This window comes from Pengzhenrongella sp., assembly GCF_036565025.1.
In the GTDB taxonomy this organism is placed as follows: domain Bacteria; phylum Actinomycetota; class Actinomycetes; order Actinomycetales; family Cellulomonadaceae; genus Pengzhenrongella.
Map to the genome: position 1 here is coordinate 1 of NZ_DATCNW010000266.1, position 18,804 is coordinate 18,804.

Sequence of the window (18,804 nt, forward strand, 5' to 3'; positions counted from 1 at the left end):
TCGCCCGCGCCCTCACGCTGCTCACCGAGGAACTCAACGCCCAACCCGCCAACCTGCCCGGCGACCGCCGACCCTTGACCTACCTCATCGCCGCGGCATCAATCACAACAGTCAGCCCGGCACTACTTCCGGAGGTCTGAGTCTGCTGCGAGGTGGGTCGACATCGCGCTGGAGGACACGGCCGGCGCTCATCCCGACGCAGCTGGACCAGCTCGGACTGCTCGCTGCTGGTCTTGACCGTGCGAACGGTATGCCGCGGTGTCGGACAGCGGCATTACAGTGCGTTGCACCGCGTGATTCAACGAGCCGATTGGACGTTCGTGGGGGACCCTGCCAGCGCTCAGCCACTCCTGCTGCGTGTCGGCGAACTGACCCGGTCTGACCTGAAGAGGGCACTGACCTCGGCCGGCGTTCAACTGAATTCCCATGCCGAGACGCTGCTTGAAGACGCGGTCTTCGAGCGCACAGAAGCCGAGACGGTCGAGATCGTCCAGCGCACTGTAGGCGCGTTGGGACTCACCCGCGGCGCGGCCCTGCCCCGGATCTTCGCCACCGCGCGAGAGCATGGGCTTCTGCCTTGTCCGCTTGTCGCGGGCCCGTATCTGCGGCTGGCCATGTCAGACCAGACGACGGCCCCGGACTCCGTGCTGTCGAGCGGACGTGCCCCGACTGGCTCTGTCACGATTGCTTCGAAGCCGCTGCGCGTCGACGACGACTACCCGAAGGGCTTCTACCTGCGTGTCGTGGACGGGCAACCGTGGCTTCGCGGATACCGATGCGGCGATGATCACCTGTGGCTTCCCGACGATCAATCGCTCGGCCCAGCGGCGAGCCGCTGGAGAGGGGCTCGCGCGCCCCATCACCTGCCAGGTGTGCGCCGGCCACCACGCGAACCCCTCCTCGACGATGGCCGAGCTCAGCGGCGTCGCGCTCAGCACCGCACAAGGCTGGGTCGCGAAAGCCCGCACCCGTGGACTCCTCCCGCCCGGACGCCGGGGACGCGCCGGATAACGAACTCGGGCCGGTCAGTTGCCACGAACGGAACACGCCGGCCGCTACTCTCGCGCGCATGGGCACCTTCGAACGCTTCGCACTCATCGACGGTCGATGGGCCACCGTCGGCTACGACGCCCCGGTGAGCGCACCGCTCGTCATCGACATCCACGACAGCGACATCGCGACCGTGCAGTTCGAAAGCGCAACCGGGCCGCAGGGGCGGTTCTACCTCGGGTTCGAACCACGAATCTACTTCGACGACCCGACAGAGAATGTCCCGATAGATCGGTCCGCTCAGGCTGTCGCGTTCGCCAGCTGGGCTCAAACGGAACTCGGCGTCGAGGTGGCGAGCGCTGCGATAGAGACGCTCCTGGCGAGCAACGACGCCGATGACGAACCAGAGGCGGACTTCGTCGAGGAGAGCGTGGAAGAGCTAATCGGACTGCTGCAACTACCGCTTCCAGATGCGCTGCAGCCGGACAGCTGACCTCGTCAGCGCGACCTGACGTCCCCTGCCCGGCGCAACGTATTCCGTCCGGGTACTCAGGCTCTCAGCCGCTCAAGCACGGTCCTGGCAGTCGCAGCCACGTCGGACCCAGTCAAGGCTTCAAGCAAAGATGTGCGCTCGGCAAGTTCCTCATAAGTCTGGGGGTCTAGCAGGGCGTCCCAGATCCAGTTCGCGGTGTTCTCGTCGTCGGCTCGAGCGAGCGCAAGAATCACAAGCCGCAGCCCGGGCACGTCGCGTCGGTCTACGAGTGCGTCGGCAGTCTCCGACGTCACGAAAGTGTCCTCCTGATCCAGGAGCAGCCGGATCAGAATGTCAGCCACCTGGTCGAGATCTGTGGCGGACGCGAGAAGTACGCCAGCTGCAGCTCGGACCTCGACGTCGCGGTCACTCGCAGACGCGAGCGCCTCGGCGAAGGTCAACGGCACCCGCGCGACATGCGGGGAATCCGGCCCAGGACGCCGTCGGAAGAATCTCATGCACGGAGGCTAGCGGGCCGCCAAGTGCCATGACACTTGGCCAAGCCCACCGTCACGCTGCGTATAGAGAACGCAGGCATTTTCGAGTGGCCGACGCCCCAGTGCCCGCGCTCGCTCATCGACCTGCCCCGAGCCTCCCCGAGGCAAGGGTCTCCGGACTCAGAGTCGCCACTCAGCCGTCCCCTTGCCATTGAACTGAATCCATCTCGTCGTCGAACGCTGACACGCTCGGGCACAAGCCTCGACGCGAGGCGACAGGTAAGGCGCCGGGCCCTCGTTCGACGGCGCTGGGTGACAGCTCGGTCGCGGCGCCGGAGCCCGCTTCGACCCGGAGAAATCTAGACTTCAGCACTACTTCAGTGGATACTGAAGTCATGCCTAGGACCGTGCCCATGAGTGACCTCTCTCGCCGGACCACTGAGATCACGGCGATGCTCGACGACGACGACGTCGTCCTCGGACGGCGCGATGCCGCTGACCTGTATCTGTCCACCCGGGAACGTCACGAACGCGAGGTGCAGGGGCTGCGGGTGACGACTCGGACCCTGGCCCGGCTGGCAGCCGACCGCCCGGATCTGGCTGGGGACGCACTGATGGACACGCTGCCGTGGATGGCGTGGTTGCCGGGTGAGGACCAGATCGCCTGCTTGCGGGATCTCCTTCGGGACCTGCGGGCGGGCGCGGAGACCGGTGTGCTACTGCCCTTCACCATCAGCTTGGCGGCGTGGGAGTCGACCGCGATCGCGTGGGCCAGCCCTGAGCTCAACCGCGCGCTGCACGACGCCGACACCCACGAGGACCTCGTCCACGGGCAGTCGGCGATCGCTCGCCCGACCGCGTGAAGCGCGGGGAGGAGGTTCCCCGCCCGACCGGTTGGGTCCTGCGCTGGTGCGGGCGCAAGGCTGCGGTCGGCTGGGACAACTTGGTCCGCCAGGCCCCGCAAGCAATGGACAGAGCCTAGCGGGAGTTTCCTAGATACGGTCAGACGCGTGGGCATATTGCCTGATCAGCCGGTGTTTCGCTGGGCTGGAAGCGTATGACCTAGCTCGCCCATCCCGACGCCTGGACGTCTGCCCAGGTCACGGCGTTGCACTCGACCGACATGCCCCTGGACCCAGTCTCCGGCACTCCGCCCCGCGCCGCCTTGCTCGGGCTATTAGGTCATACGCCAAACGAGGCCCTGACCAGGGAGAACGCTCTAGAAATCAAGATAGCCAGGAAGGTCCCGCTAGGTGCAGATCACGGGCGAACCGCGCCAGGTCTCCGAACGGCAGCACCAACTCAGGGGGAAGCTCTCGACGCACCACTTCAAGGGGTACGACCTCGAGGTGTGGCAATACGAAGCGACCTCGGCCGGACGGGTCTGGTACCTCATCGACGACGACAGCAGGACGCTCTGGGTCTTCCACGCCGGCCCGGGACACCCGAAATCCACTGAGTAGCTGAGCATATTTCAGCGGGCAAACGCAGGCGACGCTTAACAACCGGTAAGGGCGAGAAGATCAAGCAGTTGGCGGCTTCGGGTGCTTCATCAGGTACCGCCGCCCGCGCACAATGTTCCGCGAAGCGATCAGGAGACCGAGCGCACTTACCGCTATCGCCGTCTCGAAAAGTCCGTAGACCAGCGGGTCGGATGGGGAAGGGCTGATTGCCTGACTTGTTAGGATCAGCACTCCACCAAATGCCTGCAACAGAATCCTTTTTTGGTTGACTAGGTTCTCCGCTAAACGCCGCACTCGCGGATCGTCAGCAGATTGTGGCGGGTTGTTGTCATGCAGTTGCTTCAAAAGGTGCTTACGCCCCTGCCTCGTGAGCACCGGGAGTGGCTCTGCCGTCCGGGTACCTCGGATCAACCGAGCAATTGCGAACGCAGAGACAACAAGTGATGCGCCAATGAGCGTGAAAACCAGAACCCACCGCAGCGACGCCCCAGTCACCGCCGTTAGAAGACTGGAATCGACCAACCGCCAGGCGAGGAGTACCGCGTCGGCAAGTAATAGCGCGAGCATCAGCCAAATGAAGATCGCGGGATCCAGCGCTCTTTCGCTGAAGTGACCGGTGCCGCGCGACGTCCTCCCGGTCGCGCTCGGCGCCGCCGCTCCATCGTTCTCGGCGGGAGTGCTCTGACCGATAGTCCTCAAGGGTGTGGGTTCCCGTTCCATCGACACGCTGAACCTCCGTAACTTTCGCAGACCGCCAGGTCGATCGTAGGTGCGGTCTGCCACCTGATCCGCTTCCGTCTATCGCAGCGTGGGCGCGCTCGTTCGACCCGTCGACGAGCACCGAGCAACTGAGCGCTTCGACGCTTTGCCGCTAAGCAATGGGAGCGGCGGTCCAACAGACAGTGGCATGACCGTGGGGGAGGAGTCGCTGCGAGAGGATCGGTGCATGTCTGTTGAGGTCATGTGCGCGCTGTGCGGCGAGGGGGTTGACGACGGGGATCTGGACCCGTGCGCGTTCATCGTGGTGGGCAAGTGGCGTGCGCCAGAGACCGAGCAGCGAGAGCAGCCGTTCTTCGCGCACGCGCGGTGCCTCATGGGGGCCCTTCATCCCGACGTCCAGGGCCTCGCCGCGGTTCTCGACATCCAGAGCGACATGTACCTGGCTGAGGACTGCCCACAGCTTGCTCATCGGCATGACCGCCCCACTTGCCGAGCACCAACTCGCAACTCGGGCCTCGGAACTTGGCTTCGCAACTCCGCTGACCCGCACCCCTTGAAGCGAATGGACGTATGCTACCTTCGGTAGTTGCAAGTACCCGCGATGACGGGAGTCGGCATGAGGGGCGGTGTGATCCTGTTCCGCGGAACAGGTGCGGCCGCACGCCGCTACCTGGAGTCGGATCGCCGTGCGGACGAGTACTACCTGGGAGCCGGCGTCGCGCCGGCGGAACTCTCGGCGGTCGATGGCGCCGGGAGGGTGATCGCGCATAGCGCCCTGACGCCCGTGGAGTACGCGGGCTGGGTCGACTGGATCGACCCGCTCTCGCGTGAGCCGATGGGTGCACCCCGCCGGGCCGGCGAGGCTCGGCAAGGCTCGCCGCGGTTCGCCGAGATGGTCGTGAACACCCCCAAGTCCCTGTCGATCGCTGCCGCGCTGCACCCGGACGTGTCCGAGGCTCTGGATGCGGCGCAGCGCGATGCCGTGGCTGAGATCCGGTCGTGGCTCGGCCAGCACTCGGTCACCCGCATCGGACCGCGCGGGAAGCAGGAGGTCGTGGCGGTCGAGCGGCTGCAGACCGTGGGCATCTCGCACAAGACGTCCCGGGCGGGCGATCCGCATCGGCACATCCACTTCCAGATTGGCACTCGCGTGTGGGCGGGCGGCGCGTGGCGCGGTTTGGACACTGCGGCGCTGTTCCGGCAGCAGGGCGCCGTCCGCGCGCTGGGCACCGCGGTGCTCGCGGCGCACCCGCAGCTCGCCGCGGTGCTTGACGCGCATGGCCTGACGCTCGATCCGGTGACCGGGGAGGTGGCGGAGCTGGAGCGGTTCAACGCGGTGCTGAGTAAGCGCGCCGGCCAGGTAGTGCGCAACCTGGCGATATTCGAGGCGCAGTGGGAGGCGGCCCACCCGGGCCAGGATCTGGGCCTGGTCGTCAGTGCCCGGTTGCAGGCGAAGGCCTGGGATCACGAGCGCCCGAGCAAGAGGCCGTCACGGCTGGGCAGCGAAGCCGGTTGGCGGCGCGAGCTGGACGAGGCCGGCTACACCCCGGACCTGCCCCGCGCGCCCCGCCGCACCGCGGTGCCGCTCGACGAGCTGCGCGTGCAGCAGGTCGCGAACCGGGCGTTGGACCGGTGCGCCGCCGGTGCCTCGACGTGGACCGTGCACGACATCGAGGAGCATGTCACCCGCATCATCACCGAGACCGGCGTGCGAGCTGAGCCTGCCGAGCTCCGCGACGTCATCGCGATGACGACACGACTGGCAGCCTGTCGGTACTGCCGTCCGGCGCCGCGCATCCGGAGCACGTCGCACACCTGACAAACCTGCGCGTGGTGCAGGCGGACACGCAGCTGCGCGACCTTCTGACGGCTCGCGCCGCTCAGCCATCACAAGGAGTGCCGGACGTGCGCCACCTAGCGCGTGATCGTGATCGTGGTCTGGACTCGGAGCAGGTGGCCGCGGCCGCGACGGTCGCTTCGGGTGATGCCTTGGTGGTGGTCGAGGGTGCCGCGGGTGCGGGCAAGACCACGATGCTCGGGGTGGCGATCGAGGCGGCGCGGGCCGAGGGCCGTGCGACCAGGATCGTGACGCCGACGAAGAAGGCCGCCGACGTCGCCGCGCGAGAGCTCGGCGTGCCGACCGACTCGGTGGCCAAGCTCGCGCACGACCACGGGTGGCGGTGGAACCAGGACGGCGTGTGGACCCGCCTGGCCGTCGGGGCGGTGGACCCGGACACCGGCACCACCTACACCGGCCCGCCCGCCGCTGCTCGCCTGCGCCACGGGGAACAGGTCGTGGTGGACGAGGCGGGGATGCTCGACCAGGAGACTGCGCTCGCCCTGCTGCAGATCGCCGACGAGGCCGGAGCGTGCGTGGCCCTGGTCGGGGACCGCGCCCAGCTGCCCGCCGTCGGCAGGGGCGGCGTGCTCGACATCGCCGCTCAGGTCTCCCAGCGCACGTTCGACATGGCGACGGTGCACCGCTTCACCGACCCCGAGTACGCCGACCTCACCGTGCGGATGCGTCGGGGGGAGAACCCGGTGCTGCTGTTCGAGCGTCTGCACGCCCTCGGCCTGGTCCTGCTGCACCCGACCATCGAGGACGTGCACAGCGCGATCGCTCGCAGCGCGCGCGACGGCGACGCGGTCACGGCCGCCACGAACGACGAGGCCCGCACCCTGAACACGAGCATCCGCGACATGCGCGTGCGGCGCGGGGAGGTCGACGACGTCCACGTCACCTATGGCAGCGACGGCCTGCCGATCGGTGCCGGCGACCTGATCGCGACCCGCGACAACGACAGCAGGTTGGGTGTGGCGAACCGCCAGACCTGGACCGTGCGGCACGTCACCAAGGAAGGCGACGTGTGGGCCAGGGCGGCTGGGACCGGCCGCGAGCACTGGCGCAGGGTGCAACTGCCCGCTGGCTACGTCGCCGAGCACACGCACCTGGCCTACGCCGCGACCGCCTACGGGGTCCAGAGCGCGACGATGCCCGCGTCGCACACGGTCCTGAGCGACGCTCTGGATGGGGCTGGGGTGTACGTCGGCATGACCCGTGGCCGGGACCGCAACACCCTGCAAGTGGTCGCTACGGACCTGGACGACGCACGCGATCAGTTCATCACCGCGCTGCGGCGCGACCGTGCCGACCGCGGACTCACCGTCGCGACCCGCGTCGCGCGGGAGGCTGTCGACGGCCTGGTCCCCGCCGGCCCGGTCGCCTTCGTGAACGCCGAACGAGCCCGACTTCGCGAGTGGATCCAGACCGCCGACCAGGAGGCAGCCCGGTGCGAGCGCGCCCGGGGCGCGCTCACCCAGCAGCGCGCCGCGCACCACACCGAGTACGAGCAGCAGGCCCAGATCGTCGCCGCCGCCGACACCCACGTCATGCGCGTGCGAGCCGAGCTGGCCGCACCGTTGATCGAGCAGGCCACCGTCGACGGCACCGGATACCTGACCGCACAAGAGCGGACGTGGCAGGCGAACCGCTCCCCGCGCGCCACAGGCCGGTTCGGGAAGCGGGCCGCCGCCCGCACCGCGCGCGAAGCCACCGAGGCGCACGGCACCGCGCAGGACGCGATGAACCGACGCTGGGGGGACGTCCCGCTGACGATGACTCACCTTCCGTTCTGGGCCGAGGCCGTCGCCGGGCAGCAGGTCGACACCGCCCCGCGGATGATCGAGGCACGCCAAGACGCCGAACGCGCCCACCGCGAGCAGCAGCAGCTCACGGCTGACCACGCGGCCGCGCGGTCCGCGCTGTGGCAGGACATAGACCGCGGACACCGGCCCAGCAGCCTCGAGGCGAGGTCCACCGACCTGCGCGGTCGCGCCCATCAGGCGCGTCGCACCCTCGCCGAGATCGAAGCCCTACCCATAGCCGAGGCCGCGCAGCTCATCCGAGACAGGACTGCACAAGCGGCGGCCGAGCGGACCGCCAAGGCCACAAGCCGGGCGCGAGCCGCCGAGCTCAGCACGTGGCCCTCGCCGCCCCCGGAGTACCCGTCCATCGCCGAGCCCGGTTTCGGGCCGGGTCTGTAGACCGCCATCTCGTGGCACGCGCTCGGCTTGTGCTGGGTCCCTTCAGCCGACCGCCCAATCCCACCGAGCCACCGTTCGAGTCCTGCTAGCGCTCGATCAGCTCGCGTCGGAACACTTACCGAAGGAGGTTGCACGCAACGCAATGCGTTCCAGCGGCGGGCGTGAACTGCACGGTCGGTTGACAGCGCTTAGGTGGCGTCTCACTGACCTTCGAGGGTATTCTCCGCGCATAACGCAGCCGACGCTGCGCGTGTTCCTGAGAGACGGACACACTATGACGGACGAGAATGCGGCCTACACAAGGATCCGGTCCCCCGCCCTCGCCTGGGGCAGCCCTGCTGCCGCCGGAGCGGCGCTGCTCGCTGTAGCTGCGCTCTTTTCTGCGCTTCTTCGCCGCGAGCCCTTGCCCGAGGCGTTCTTCGTCCCATGGTTGCTCCTTGTCATCGGCACCGCCGTTGTGGTGGAGGCCCTTTGGATCCGGACATGGGGCATCGACCTCCTGCCCGAGCACGCGCTCGTGCGCGGCTTTCGTCGAAGACTCGTTCCGTGGCGGGAGGTCCAGGCCGTGGTCCGCCACCCTCAGGCCGGAGGGTGGCTCGTCCAGTTGGTGCTCGACAACGGAAAGCCCGTGACGCTGCGCGCACCAATGATCTCGGCAGGCTTCGGAGGGAAACGGTCGGCGGCCGCGTACGAGCGGGACTATCACCGCATCGGCCAGTGGTGGCTCGCGCATCGCGGCCCGTCCTGGCGCGAGGTGACCCACACCGCATAGCGGTCGTCAAGTGCCGTGTCCCGCCAGGCCTCGGGCGGCGGCAAGCGGCGTGCCTGCCGTGCCGATGTCCCGATTAGCACAGGGGTGTCTGCGCCGGCCACGATTGAGACGCTACGGCACCAGTACCTGCTTGGCGCCGGGCGGTGTGCCTGAGAAAAGTGCACTCGCCAACTTGAAGCGAAGCGCTTGGAGGTCTTCCTGGGCGTGCTCGAGGTTGGCGCGGATCGGCCGCAACTGCTTCAGCGACTTGGGTCCGGCACCCTGTGACTTCGGGTGCAGGGTCTCCCATGCCGGCGAGTCGACGTCACGCCTGAGCAAGTGATCCATTGCCTCCTCGGATTCTGCTCCGGCGAGGTCTGCAATGCTGATCGCGGCGGGAGCCCCGCTGAGGTTCCAGATCGTGTGGGCTACGGAGTGTCGGTAGTCCAAGGCGCTGCGGGCGGAAGCCAAGTCCCGAAGGGCGCTCACCAATAAGTCGTTCTCAAACAACTCCGCGAAGCACTTCTCCGCAATCTCGAGGAGTCGACTGCTGTTCCGCTTGAGAAGTTCTTCCAAGGGGTCCGGGTGTCGAATTGCGACCAGGTTGAGGGCCAATTCCCGGTCTACTCGAGTAGCAGCGATCGTGATTCGCCCGATCTCCGTGGAGATCTCGGCGGGCGGGTACGCGTGTCCGGCAACTATGGACGACAGCGCGAAGCGCACCATCAAGCGGGAATCCAGAGGCTCGTCGCCGGTGTTCAATACGCCCTCTTCCTCACGTGTGCCCACGACTTCCCTGCCGGCTACCTCACCACGGCCGGGCGGCCTCGGGCAAGCGTAACGGCCGGCCCTGCGTGAGCAACCACGCGGGCGACTCCACGGTGACGGCGCTCATAAGTTCGCTGTAGACCTGTCGAGTGACACCACTTAACGGTCGCTCAGCGCCGTTCCGGCCGGCGCATGCGTGGCGCTAGGTGAAGTTCGCCGGGAAGCGCAACCGTCCGCTCGTGTCCCCCCAATGAGCGGTCATGTTGGAGTCAGGGCGGTTGCTGCTCGCGGTTTCGTCGGCGCTAGTGGCTCGGCGTGTCGTCGTCACCGCTGTAGAGGTCAATATCGAGCAGGATGCCTCGCGCCCCGAGCGCTGACATCGTTTCCGGCTCGACTGATACACCTTCGTTCCCGCGCTGCATGAACCAGCCACAGAACACGTTGACGTCGTACCTGGCGCAAAGCTCAGCCCAGATCATCTCGTCGGGTGTCAGACGGCTCAGAATCGCGGTGACCTGGGCGTCAACGTTGGCCGGCGCGGTCTCCTCGGCCTGCAGGCTCCACATGCCGAAACCCGCCATCCTCGTTCCACCAAACGACGTAAGCGTGTCCCCCTTTGCCCAACTGCGCGTTGGCTCACAGCCCAGCGCCGCTGTGACCTCGGCGGGGACAAGATCGTCCCCAGTGATCCTGAGCGCCGCCGCTGCACGAGCAAGGTCTGCCATGGCTTGAGGCTAGCCAAGCCTGGCAAGCGAAATCGCCCGACCAAGCCGCGCTCCGCGTGCCTAAGTGTCTCGAGCGTCTACTCCGCAACCAGCGCGTGACGGTCGCCGCCGCGCAAGAACGCAGTGGTTGTGGGCGACCGCGCTGTTCGAGGTGCTCGACGCCACTTGACGGTCGTCATCTGTCGTCGGGGTGACTCACGATGGTCGCTCGTCGCGTGCCTTGGCTGGTTTGCGCGCGTATCGATCAGCGAGGTAGTCCTCGACCCAGGCTCGGCTGCTGCGCCATTGGGCATCGTCTCCGCGCTGGGCGCGAAGCCGGCCGCGCTGGGCGGCGTTGCGCAGGGCCACTCGGCTGATCTGTGGTGTCTCGAGCGAGGCCAGAGGAACTAGACGGGCAGGGCCAGCCAGAGCCGGCACCACGAATCGGTAGAGGTTGTCCAACACGGTGCGGGCGATGAGTTCGGCCAGGGGGCCGTGGTTTCCCGTGTCGGCTCGTCGCAGGGCCTGCAGATATCGCGGTCGCTCGCGCTTTTGAATGATCGCAGGTGCGTAGCCGAGGCGGGCCAGGACAAGGTTGAGCAGCAGCCGGCCCGTTCGTCCGTTCCCGTCAAGGAAGGGATGCACCTGCTCGAAGCCTGCGTGCGCTTCGGCCAGGCGTTCCATCGGGTGGCCCGCTGAGGTGGGAATTGCGTTGACCAGATCGAGCCAATCGCGCAGTTTCGGTCCGACCAGGGCGAAGGACGGCGGTCGCATCCCGCCGGGGAACGGACGGATGTCATGCGTTCGGAAGTTCCCGGGGCCTTCCTCGGGGGTGGCGTCGGGGTGAGGGCTGACGTCCCACACCGGCCCCATCGCCAAGCGGTGGACCTGCCTGACCTCGGTGAGGGTCAGGAGGTCGGTAGACCCGTGCTGAGTCGGCTCGAGCGCCTGGCCGTAGACCCAGCGGCGGCGTCGGCGTAGCCCTTGACCTCCAGGTAGTCGGCGAGCTGTCGGGCGCCGACCGCCCGACCCTCCAACAGCAGCAGCTCGACCTCGCGAAGGACCAGCGTGTTGCCTTCGAGTGCGGTCGAGTTGTGGGCTTCGTGGACCCACAACTCATCCCAGATCGCCCGCGCCTCGGAAGGCGACGGCAGACCGCCGAGACGGTCCTGGACCTCTGCGATCGCGGCGTCAAGGCGCTCGTAAACCTCCTCGCGGGAGGGTCGACCAGGGCCCCGGGCAGAACTGTTGCTGCGTTCCGGCATGATCAATTGGAGCACAGCAACTTCGGGGCGGGGCGTGCCAACGCGCGACAAAGTTGCTGCAGTGTCGCGAGATTAATCGTCTCGAAGCAACATTCCCTCTGCCCAGACATAGAGCCGGCGTCAGGCCGTTCGCGGTCGCTCGCCGAGCACCTGATCAAGTCGCTCCGCGATCCGGCGCTGGGAGTCGGCGACGGCGTGCTGGTAGTGAATGGCTGCACGCGAGCTCGAATGGCCCGCGCGTTCCATCAGCTCGGGAAGGGTCGCACCCGTGGATGCCACGAGCGTGAGCGCCGAGTGGCGCTGGTCGTGCCACGTCAGGTCATCGCGCCCGATCGCGCTGCGCGCTTTGGCGAACATCGTCGTTCGCGCGCCGCTGGAGAGCGGCGTCCCGTTCTGGGTGCCGAAGAGCAACGAGTCGCGGCCCGGGGGAGTGAACCGCGTGATGTGCTCCCGCAGCGCGGCGACGGCGATCTTGGGTAGCACCACGGCCCGCTTGCCGGCCCGGGTCTTGGGCGCGCTGAACCAGCCCTGGCCGGTTCGTCCGCGCGCCAGGGATTGCTCGACCCGCACCACGCCGGCGGCGAGGTCGACGTGCTTGCGCTGGAGGGCGAACAGTTCGCCTGCGCGAAGGCCGCTGCAGACCGCGAGGATCACTGAGGCCCGGTACCGCTCGGGCATGCCGTCGGCCAGCGCCCACATCTCCTCGAGGCTGACGGTGCGCCGGTCCACGCGGTCATGAGCGTCCCGCTGCCCGCCACCCTTGATCGCGCACGGGTTCGCAGCGATCAGCTCGTCCGCGACGGCCTGTGCCATCCCGGCGTGCAGCAGCCGGTAGGCCTGCGTCGCGGCTGTCTGACCGGCGTTGCGCCGCAACGGGCGCGCGGGCACCGAGGCACCGCCGGTCGCCGCGGCCCACCCGTCCCGCGCCCATGCGGGGATCCGGCCGGTTGGGGCCAACGGCGCATCCGACGCCGCGGCCCACGCCCGGATCGCCGCATTGACGCGAGTGTCGTGCTCGCCGCTGCGTTCCCACCGCTCGGTCACCCGCCGCGTCGACTCGGTCGCCACCGCGTGATTCCACTCCCGCACCGCGGCGGGCGTCAGCGATGCCAGCGTCCGGATCCCCAGATGGACGGCCGTTGCCCGCCCAGAGGCCGCGGTCACGGGGATCGGCGCGTCGATCCAGGTGGCCAGCACCTGCTCGTATAGAGCTCGCGTCGATTCGGCGATGTCCGTGCGGGTCGCGATCCAGCCGCGGAACCACTTGCCCAGCGGCTGTTCGCCGAGGCGCGGGTCGTGCCACCCGCCGCGGGCCATCGTGGAGACCTCGTGGGCGAGCGCCTGGTCGGCCTCGGCCTTGGCCGCGAAGGTGCCGATGGTGCGCATCGCCCCGTCGGGTCCGGTGTACCTCGCCTGCCACCTCCCGGACGGCAGCCGGCGGATGGCGCCGCTCGCGCGGCGGTGTGCGGTGCGAACAGTCATGGCGGGACCTCCGGGCGCTTATGGCACGTTATGGCACGACGGGCCTGCGACAAGGGTCCAACGGGGGTCTGACATGGTCGTCGCAGGTCTCTGACCTGCGGAAATACTGGAGCGGGTGAGGAGAATCGAACTCCCGTAGCCAGTTTGGAAGACTGGGGCTCTACCATTGAGCTACACCCGCACGGACCGGCTCTCGCCGGACAGCGACCCAAGATTAGCCGGTCCCGGGACCGCCGCTGACCGATCGCGCGGCATCCGCCCTGCAGCTTCACCCGCCGCGCGCCCAGGTGCGCTCAGTGGCCGGTGACGAGTTCGCCCGCGCCCACGGCAAGGTCACGACCGTCGTCGGGCACCACACGCACTAGACTCTCGGCCGTCACGGGATGTGGCGCAGGTTGGTAGCGCGTCCGCTTTGGGAGCGGAAGGTCGTGGGTTCGAATCCCGCCATCCCGACCAACGGACCTCGTTCCCCCGGGTTCACACTCGCGGTCCGAACCACCACCCGCGGGCCCCGCGCCGACGACGGCGGCGGGCGCCTCGCATTTGGCGGCCCGGATGCCCCGTGGCGTACCATCGACGGGTTGCGCGCGCGGTCAACCATGCCCGCTCGCGCCGCTGCGGGCCGCGGAGACGAGCGCACGATGTCGCCGCGCCGTCCGCGCCATACGAACCTCCGGCCGGCACCCCCGGCTGACCCCACACGAGCACTTGGAGATCATCGAAGTGAAGAGCGCCGTCGAAACCGTGGACGCCACCAAGGTCAAGCTGACCGTCGAGGTGCCGTACGAGGAGCTCAAGCCGAGCATCGACCACGCCTACGCACACATCGCTGGGGAGGTCACGGTTCCCGGCTTCCGCAAGGGGAAGGTCCCGCCGCGCATCATCGACCAGCGGGTCGGGCGTAGCGCCGTGCTTGAGCACGCCATCAACGAGGGCATGTCGGGCTTCTACAGCGCCGCCGTGCGAGACAACAAGCTGCGCCCGCTGGGTCAGCCCGAGATCGAGGTCACCCAGGTGCCCGAGATCGAGAACACCGCGAGCGAGCTGCACTTCGTCGCGCAGGTCGAGGTCCGCCCCGAGATCGAGATCCCGTCGCTCGAGGGCATCACTGTCTCGGTGGACGACCTCGAGGTCACCGACGAGGACGTCGCCACGCGCCTCGACGCGCTTCGCGAGCGCTTCGGCACCCTCGTGGGCGTCGACCGTCCGGCCGGCGAGGGCGACTTCGTCGTGCTCGACCTGGTCGCGAAGGTCGAGGGCGACGAGGTCGACAACGTCAGCGGCATCAGCTACCAGATCGGCTCGGGCAACATGCTCGAGGGCCTCGACGAGGCGCTCACTGGTCTGTCGGCCGGCGAGACCACGACGTTCTCCGCGCCGCTCGCCGGCGGGGAGCACGAGGGCGAGCAGGCCGACATCACCGTGACGGCGACCACCGTCAAGCAGCGCGACCTGCCCGCGGCGGACGACGACTTCGCCCAGCTCGCGAGCGAGTTCGACACCCTCGCCGAGCTCGAGGCGGACCTGCGCGAGCAGGCCGGCCAGGGCAAGGCGTCCGGCCAGGCCGTCCAGGCCCGGGACCGTCTGCTCGAGCAGCTGCTCGCGGCCGCCGAGATCCCGGTCCCGTCCGGTGTCATCGAGGCCGAGGCGACCCGCCACCTCGAGTCCGAGGGGCGTCTCGAGGATGACGAGCACCGCGCCGAGGTCATCGAGCAGGCCACCACGGCCCTGCAGAACCAGATCCTGCTGGACACCCTGGCGGAGCAGCTCGAGGTCAAGGTCAACCAGAACGAGCTGCTCGAGTACCTGGTCAGCGCGTCGCGCCAGTACGGGATGGACCCGAACGAGTTCATCAAGACCATCGACGAGCAGGGCCAGGTCCCGGCCATGGTCGCCGAGGTCGCTCGCTCCAAGGCGCTCGCCGTCGCGCTGCGCCGCGTGAGCATCACCGACGCCGCGGGCAACGCGGTCGACCTGTCCGAGTACATCGGGTCGGACGAGGACGACGAGGCCGCCGAGAAGCTGTTCGACTCGGTCGAGACCGCTGCAGACGACGACTCCGACATCATCTTCGACGATGAGATCGAGGCCGCCGACGAGTCCGCCACGGCCGCCGAGGCCGACGACGTCGTTGTCGCGTCCGGCGACGAGGAGCCGGCGAAAGCCTGATCCGACCCTGGGTTCGACAGTGTGCTGAGGATGCTGCGCCGTCAGCGAAAACGTCTCCGAGAGGGACGTTCTCGCTGGCGGCGCGGAGTTATGGTCTCTGCACACGCACCGATCCCGCTCCCCACAAGGGGACCCGGACACGGGCACGTAGTCAGAACGAGGGAGCCTTGGTGAACGAGCAGATGCCGATGATCGCGCGGGCCGACGGCGCGGGCCTGGGACTCAACGACCACATCTTCAACCGCCTTCTCAAGGAACGGATCATCTGGCTCGGATCGGAAGTGCGCGACGAGAACGCGAACGCGATCTGCGCACAGATGCTGCTCCTGGCGGCGGAAGACCCTGAGAAGGACATTTTCCTGTACATCAACTCGCCTGGTGGCTCGATCACGGCCGGCATGGCGATCTACGACACGATGAAGTTCATCCAGCCCGACGTCGCCACCTTCGCGGTGGGCATGGCCGCCTCGATGGGGCAGTTCCTGCTCTCCTCGGGTACCAAGGGCAAGCGCTACGCGACGCCGCACGCCCGCGTGATGATGCACCAGCCCTCGGGCGGCATCGGGGGCACCGCGACCGACGTGCGGATCAACGCTCAGCTGATCATGCACATGAAGACCGTCCTCGCCGAGCTGATCGCGGGGCAGACCGGCAAGTCCGTCGAGCAGATCCACACCGACTCCGACCGCGACCGCTGGTTCACCGCGCCGGAGGCCCTCGAGTACGGGTTCGTCGACCACGTCGTCACCCATGCCGGAGCCGCCGCGGGCGGCGGCGGGATGGCCTGACACCGGCTCGTCGTCCACACTCCACTGCAGAAGATCGAGGAGAACCCGTGAGTATCGAGTCGCAGTTCATCTCCAGCGCAGAGCGCCTCGCCGGCGGCCGCGCGCTGCCCTACGGGGCCCCGAGCGGCAGGTACGTCCTGCCTCAGTTCGAGGAGCGCACGGCGTACGGCTTCAAGCGTCAGGACCCGTACACCAAGTTGTTCGAGGACCGCATCATCTTCCTGGGTGTCCAGGTCGACGACGCCTCGGCGGACGACGTCATGGCCCAGCTCTTGGTGCTCGAGAGCACCGACCCGGACCGCGACATCATCCTGTACATCAACTCACCGGGTGGCTCGTTCACGGCCATGACGGCCATCTACGACACCATGCAGTACATCAAGCCGCAGATCCAGACCGTGTGCCTCGGCCAGGCGGCCTCGGCCGCGGCCGTGCTGCTCGGTGCGGGCAGCCCGGGCAAGCGCCTGGCCCTGCCGAACGCCCGCGTGCTGATCCACCAGCCCGCGATGGAGGGCGGCTCGTACGCGCAGGCCTCGGACATCGAGATCCACGCCAACGAGCTGATCCGGATGCGCGAGTGGCTCGAAGAGACGCTCGCGATGCACTCGGGCCGGACCGTGGACCAGGTCCGCACGGACATCGAGCGCGACAAGATCCTCACCGCCGCCGAGGCGAAGGAGTACGGGCTCGTGGACCAGGTCCTCGCGAGCCGCAAGGCCGTATCGCTGGTCACACCAGCCTGATCAGGAGTCCCGGCCGGCACCTCGGTGCCGGCCGGGCTCACTTGCGCACGTTCGCCCGAGTTCGGCGGGTGTTGGGGCTGCCAGAACGGCGCCGGTAGTGTGCAATGGGGGCAGTGGGAAGATTGCGACGGGGCAGTGACCGCCCGTGCGCACGCGTAGTAACCTCGTCGGCCGCAGGGCAGACGACCCGACGAAAAGGGGACGGCAGTGGCTCGCATCGGAGACGGCGCCGACCTCCTGAAGTGTTCCTTCTGTGGCAAGTCCCAGAAGCAGGTCAAGAAGCTGATCGCCGGTCCAGGGGTGTACATCTGCGACGAGTGCATCGACCTGTGCAACGAGATCATCGAGGAAGAGCTCACCGAGGCGACCGAGGTCGGCATCGTGGAGCTGCCCAAGCCGCGGGAGATCTTCGACTTCCTCGAGCAGTACGTGATCGGTCAGGAGCCCGCCAAGCGGTCCCTCGCGGTGGCGGTGTACAACCACTACAAGCGGATCCAGGTCGGTGAGGCCGCGCGGCGGCCCGGCTCCGACGGCGACGCCGTCGAGATCGCGAAGTCCAACATCCTGCTTATCGGCCCGACCGGCTGCGGCAAGACGTACCTGGCACAGACCCTCGCCAAGATGCTCAACGTCCCGTTCGCGATCGCGGACGCCACGGCCCTCACCGAGGCGGGCTACGTCGGCGAGGACGTCGAGAACATCCTCCTCAAGCTCATCCAGGCCGCTGACTACGACGTCAAGAAGGCCGAGACGGGCATCATCTACATCGACGAGATCGACAAGATCGCCCGCAAGAGCGAGAACCCGTCGATCACCCGTGACGTCTCGGGCGAGGGCGTGCAGCAGGCCCTGCTGAAGATCCTCGAGGGCACGACGGCGTCGGTCCCGCCGCAGGGCGGGCGCAAGCACCCCCATCAGGAGTTCATCCAGATCGACACGACGAACGTGCTGTTCATCGTCGCCGGGGCGTTCGCGGGTCTTGACCAGATCATCACCTCGCGCGCGGGCCGGCGCGGCATCGGCTTCGGTGCGTCGCTGCACTCGGCCGACGACACGGACGTCTTCGGCGAGGTCATGCCGGAGGACCTGCTGAAGTTCGGGCTCATCCCGGAGTTCATCGGCCGCGTGCCGGTGATCACGACCGTCTCGCCGCTGGACCGCGAGGCGCTCGTCCGGATCCTCACCGAGCCGCGCAACGCGCTCGTCAAGCAGTACCAGCGCATGTTCCAGATCGATGGCGTCGAGCTCGACTTCACCGACGACGCGGTCGACGCGATCGCGGACCTGGCGCTGCTGCGCGGCACCGGCGCGCGGGGGTTGCGGGCCATCATGGAGGAGGTTCTCCAGCAGGTCATGTTCGACGTACCCAGCCGGACTGACGTCGCACGGGTCGTCATCTCGCGCGAGGTCGTGCTCGAGAACGTCAACCCGACCCTTGTCCCGCGCGAGGCGCCGGCGCCCGTCAAGCGCCCGCGCGAGAAGAGCGCCTGATACGTGACGCTTGTCCCCGCCGTACCCCCGAGCGAGAAGAGCGCCTGATCCAATGACGCCAGTCCCTGCCGTACCCCCCGAGCTCGCCTCGATCCGGCAGAGCATCGACAACATCGACGCCGCGCTCGTCCACCTGCTCGCCGAGCGGTTCAAGTGCACGCAGCGGGTCGGTCACCTCAAGGCGTCCGAGGGCCTGCCACCGTCGGACCCCGACCGCGAGGCTCAGCAGATCTCCCGGCTTCGGAGCCTCGCTCAGGAGTCCGGCCTGGACCCGGTGTTCGCGGAGAAGTTCCTCGGCTTCATCGTCGAGGAAGTCATCCGCCACCACGAAGAGATCGCCAGCTCCCGAACCTGACCCGACCCCACCGGTCGATCCCCGGCCACCGGTCGATCGCACGATCACCCCGTAACGTCCGAGCGTTGACGTCCTATAGGACGTCAACGCTCGGACGTTACG

19 protein-coding genes and 2 tRNA genes are annotated in these 18,804 nt (G+C 68.0%); 12 read left to right on the forward strand and 9 right to left on the reverse strand.

Annotated elements, in window-relative coordinates; all coding sequences use genetic code 11:
* Positions 1-1,069 precede the first annotated feature (1,069 nt).
* Entirely contained in the window at positions 1,070-1,483 is a 414-nt protein-coding gene (locus VIM26_RS15475; protein WP_331952745.1) for a hypothetical protein, read from the forward strand.
* Between the two features lie 56 nt (positions 1,484-1,539).
* On the opposite strand, the gene VIM26_RS15480 is transcribed toward VIM26_RS15475, so the two are convergent.
* A complete protein-coding gene (locus VIM26_RS15480; protein ID WP_331952747.1) occupies positions 1,540-1,923 on the reverse strand; it encodes a hypothetical protein in 384 nt (127 codons plus the stop codon).
* Positions 1,924-2,372: 449 nt separating this feature from the next.
* Between VIM26_RS15480 and VIM26_RS15485 the strand changes: the two genes are divergently transcribed.
* A complete protein-coding gene (locus VIM26_RS15485; protein ID WP_331952749.1) occupies positions 2,373-2,822 on the forward strand; it encodes a hypothetical protein in 450 nt (149 codons plus the stop codon).
* 390 nt (positions 2,823-3,212) lie between these two features.
* Positions 3,213-3,422 (forward strand): hypothetical protein, encoded by a 210-nt coding sequence (locus VIM26_RS15490; RefSeq protein ID WP_331952751.1) that lies wholly within the window; start codon positions 3,213-3,215, stop codon positions 3,420-3,422.
* 60 nt (positions 3,423-3,482) lie between these two features.
* On the opposite strand, the gene VIM26_RS15495 is transcribed toward VIM26_RS15490, so the two are convergent.
* Positions 3,483-4,148: a hypothetical protein gene (locus VIM26_RS15495; protein ID WP_331952753.1), complete on the reverse strand. Its 666-nt coding sequence runs from the start codon at positions 4,146-4,148 to the stop codon at positions 3,483-3,485.
* A 145-nt stretch (positions 4,149-4,293) separates the two neighbouring features.
* Positions 4,294-4,611, reverse strand: coding sequence for a hypothetical protein (locus tag VIM26_RS15500; protein WP_331952755.1), 318 nt, complete (start codon positions 4,609-4,611; stop codon positions 4,294-4,296).
* A gap of 147 nt (positions 4,612-4,758) precedes the next feature.
* On the opposite strand from VIM26_RS15500, the gene mobF reads away from it, so the two are divergent.
* The 3 genes from mobF to VIM26_RS15515 all read left to right on the forward strand — a co-directional run bounded on the left by mobF (position 4,759) and on the right by VIM26_RS15515 (position 8,958).
* A complete protein-coding gene (gene mobF / locus VIM26_RS15505) occupies positions 4,759-5,961 on the forward strand; it encodes a MobF family relaxase (protein WP_331952757.1) in 1,203 nt (400 codons plus the stop codon).
* 86 nt (positions 5,962-6,047) lie between these two features.
* A complete protein-coding gene (locus tag VIM26_RS15510; RefSeq protein ID WP_331952759.1) occupies positions 6,048-8,186 on the forward strand; it encodes an AAA family ATPase in 2,139 nt (712 codons plus the stop codon).
* Positions 8,187-8,460: 274 nt separating this feature from the next.
* Entirely contained in the window at positions 8,461-8,958 is a 498-nt protein-coding gene (locus tag VIM26_RS15515) for a hypothetical protein (RefSeq protein ID WP_331952761.1), read from the forward strand.
* 111 nt (positions 8,959-9,069) lie between these two features.
* Here VIM26_RS15515 and VIM26_RS15520 read toward each other — a convergent pair whose 3' ends face one another.
* The 6 genes from VIM26_RS15520 to VIM26_RS15545 all read right to left on the reverse strand — a co-directional run bounded on the left by VIM26_RS15520 (position 9,070) and on the right by VIM26_RS15545 (position 13,337).
* Positions 9,070-9,726, reverse strand: a complete 657-nt coding sequence (locus VIM26_RS15520; protein WP_331952763.1) for a hypothetical protein — start codon at positions 9,724-9,726, stop codon at positions 9,070-9,072.
* 281 nt (positions 9,727-10,007) lie between these two features.
* The gene (locus VIM26_RS15525; RefSeq protein ID WP_331952765.1) at positions 10,008-10,430 is read right to left on the reverse strand and encodes a DUF4279 domain-containing protein; all 423 of its coding nucleotides are present in this window, start codon (positions 10,428-10,430) and stop codon (positions 10,008-10,010) included.
* A gap of 195 nt (positions 10,431-10,625) precedes the next feature.
* The gene (locus VIM26_RS15530) at positions 10,626-11,282 is read right to left on the reverse strand and encodes a Fic family protein (protein ID WP_331952774.1); all 657 of its coding nucleotides are present in this window, start codon (positions 11,280-11,282) and stop codon (positions 10,626-10,628) included.
* 35 nt (positions 11,283-11,317) lie between these two features.
* On the reverse strand, positions 11,318-11,524 hold the full coding sequence (locus VIM26_RS15535; protein ID WP_331952766.1) for a hypothetical protein: 207 nt from the start codon (positions 11,522-11,524) through the stop codon (positions 11,318-11,320).
* A 270-nt stretch (positions 11,525-11,794) separates the two neighbouring features.
* Entirely contained in the window at positions 11,795-13,156 is a 1,362-nt protein-coding gene (locus tag VIM26_RS15540; RefSeq protein WP_331952768.1) for a site-specific integrase, read from the reverse strand.
* Positions 13,157-13,263: 107 nt separating this feature from the next.
* Positions 13,264-13,337 (reverse strand) — tRNA-Gly (locus VIM26_RS15545).
* A gap of 198 nt (positions 13,338-13,535) precedes the next feature.
* Here VIM26_RS15545 and VIM26_RS15550 point away from each other — a divergent pair.
* The 6 genes from VIM26_RS15550 to VIM26_RS15575 all read left to right on the forward strand — a co-directional run bounded on the left by VIM26_RS15550 (position 13,536) and on the right by VIM26_RS15575 (position 18,702).
* A tRNA-Pro gene (locus VIM26_RS15550) sits at positions 13,536-13,612 on the forward strand.
* Positions 13,613-13,879: 267 nt separating this feature from the next.
* A complete protein-coding gene (gene tig, locus VIM26_RS15555; protein ID WP_331952775.1) occupies positions 13,880-15,325 on the forward strand; it encodes a trigger factor in 1,446 nt (481 codons plus the stop codon).
* Positions 15,326-15,495: 170 nt separating this feature from the next.
* Positions 15,496-16,113: an ATP-dependent Clp protease proteolytic subunit gene (locus tag VIM26_RS15560; protein ID WP_331952770.1), complete on the forward strand. Its 618-nt coding sequence runs from the start codon at positions 15,496-15,498 to the stop codon at positions 16,111-16,113.
* 47 nt (positions 16,114-16,160) lie between these two features.
* Positions 16,161-16,856 carry an ATP-dependent Clp protease proteolytic subunit gene (locus VIM26_RS15565; protein ID WP_331952771.1) on the forward strand — a complete coding sequence of 232 codons (696 nt, stop codon included), beginning with the start codon at positions 16,161-16,163 and terminating at the stop codon, positions 16,854-16,856.
* Between the two features lie 207 nt (positions 16,857-17,063).
* Positions 17,064-18,347 (forward strand): ATP-dependent Clp protease ATP-binding subunit ClpX, encoded by a 1,284-nt coding sequence (gene clpX / locus VIM26_RS15570; RefSeq protein ID WP_331952772.1) that lies wholly within the window; start codon positions 17,064-17,066, stop codon positions 18,345-18,347.
* Positions 18,348-18,399: 52 nt separating this feature from the next.
* Positions 18,400-18,702, forward strand: a complete 303-nt coding sequence (locus VIM26_RS15575) for a chorismate mutase (RefSeq protein ID WP_331952773.1) — start codon at positions 18,400-18,402, stop codon at positions 18,700-18,702.
* The last annotated feature ends 102 nt before the right edge of the window (positions 18,703-18,804 follow it).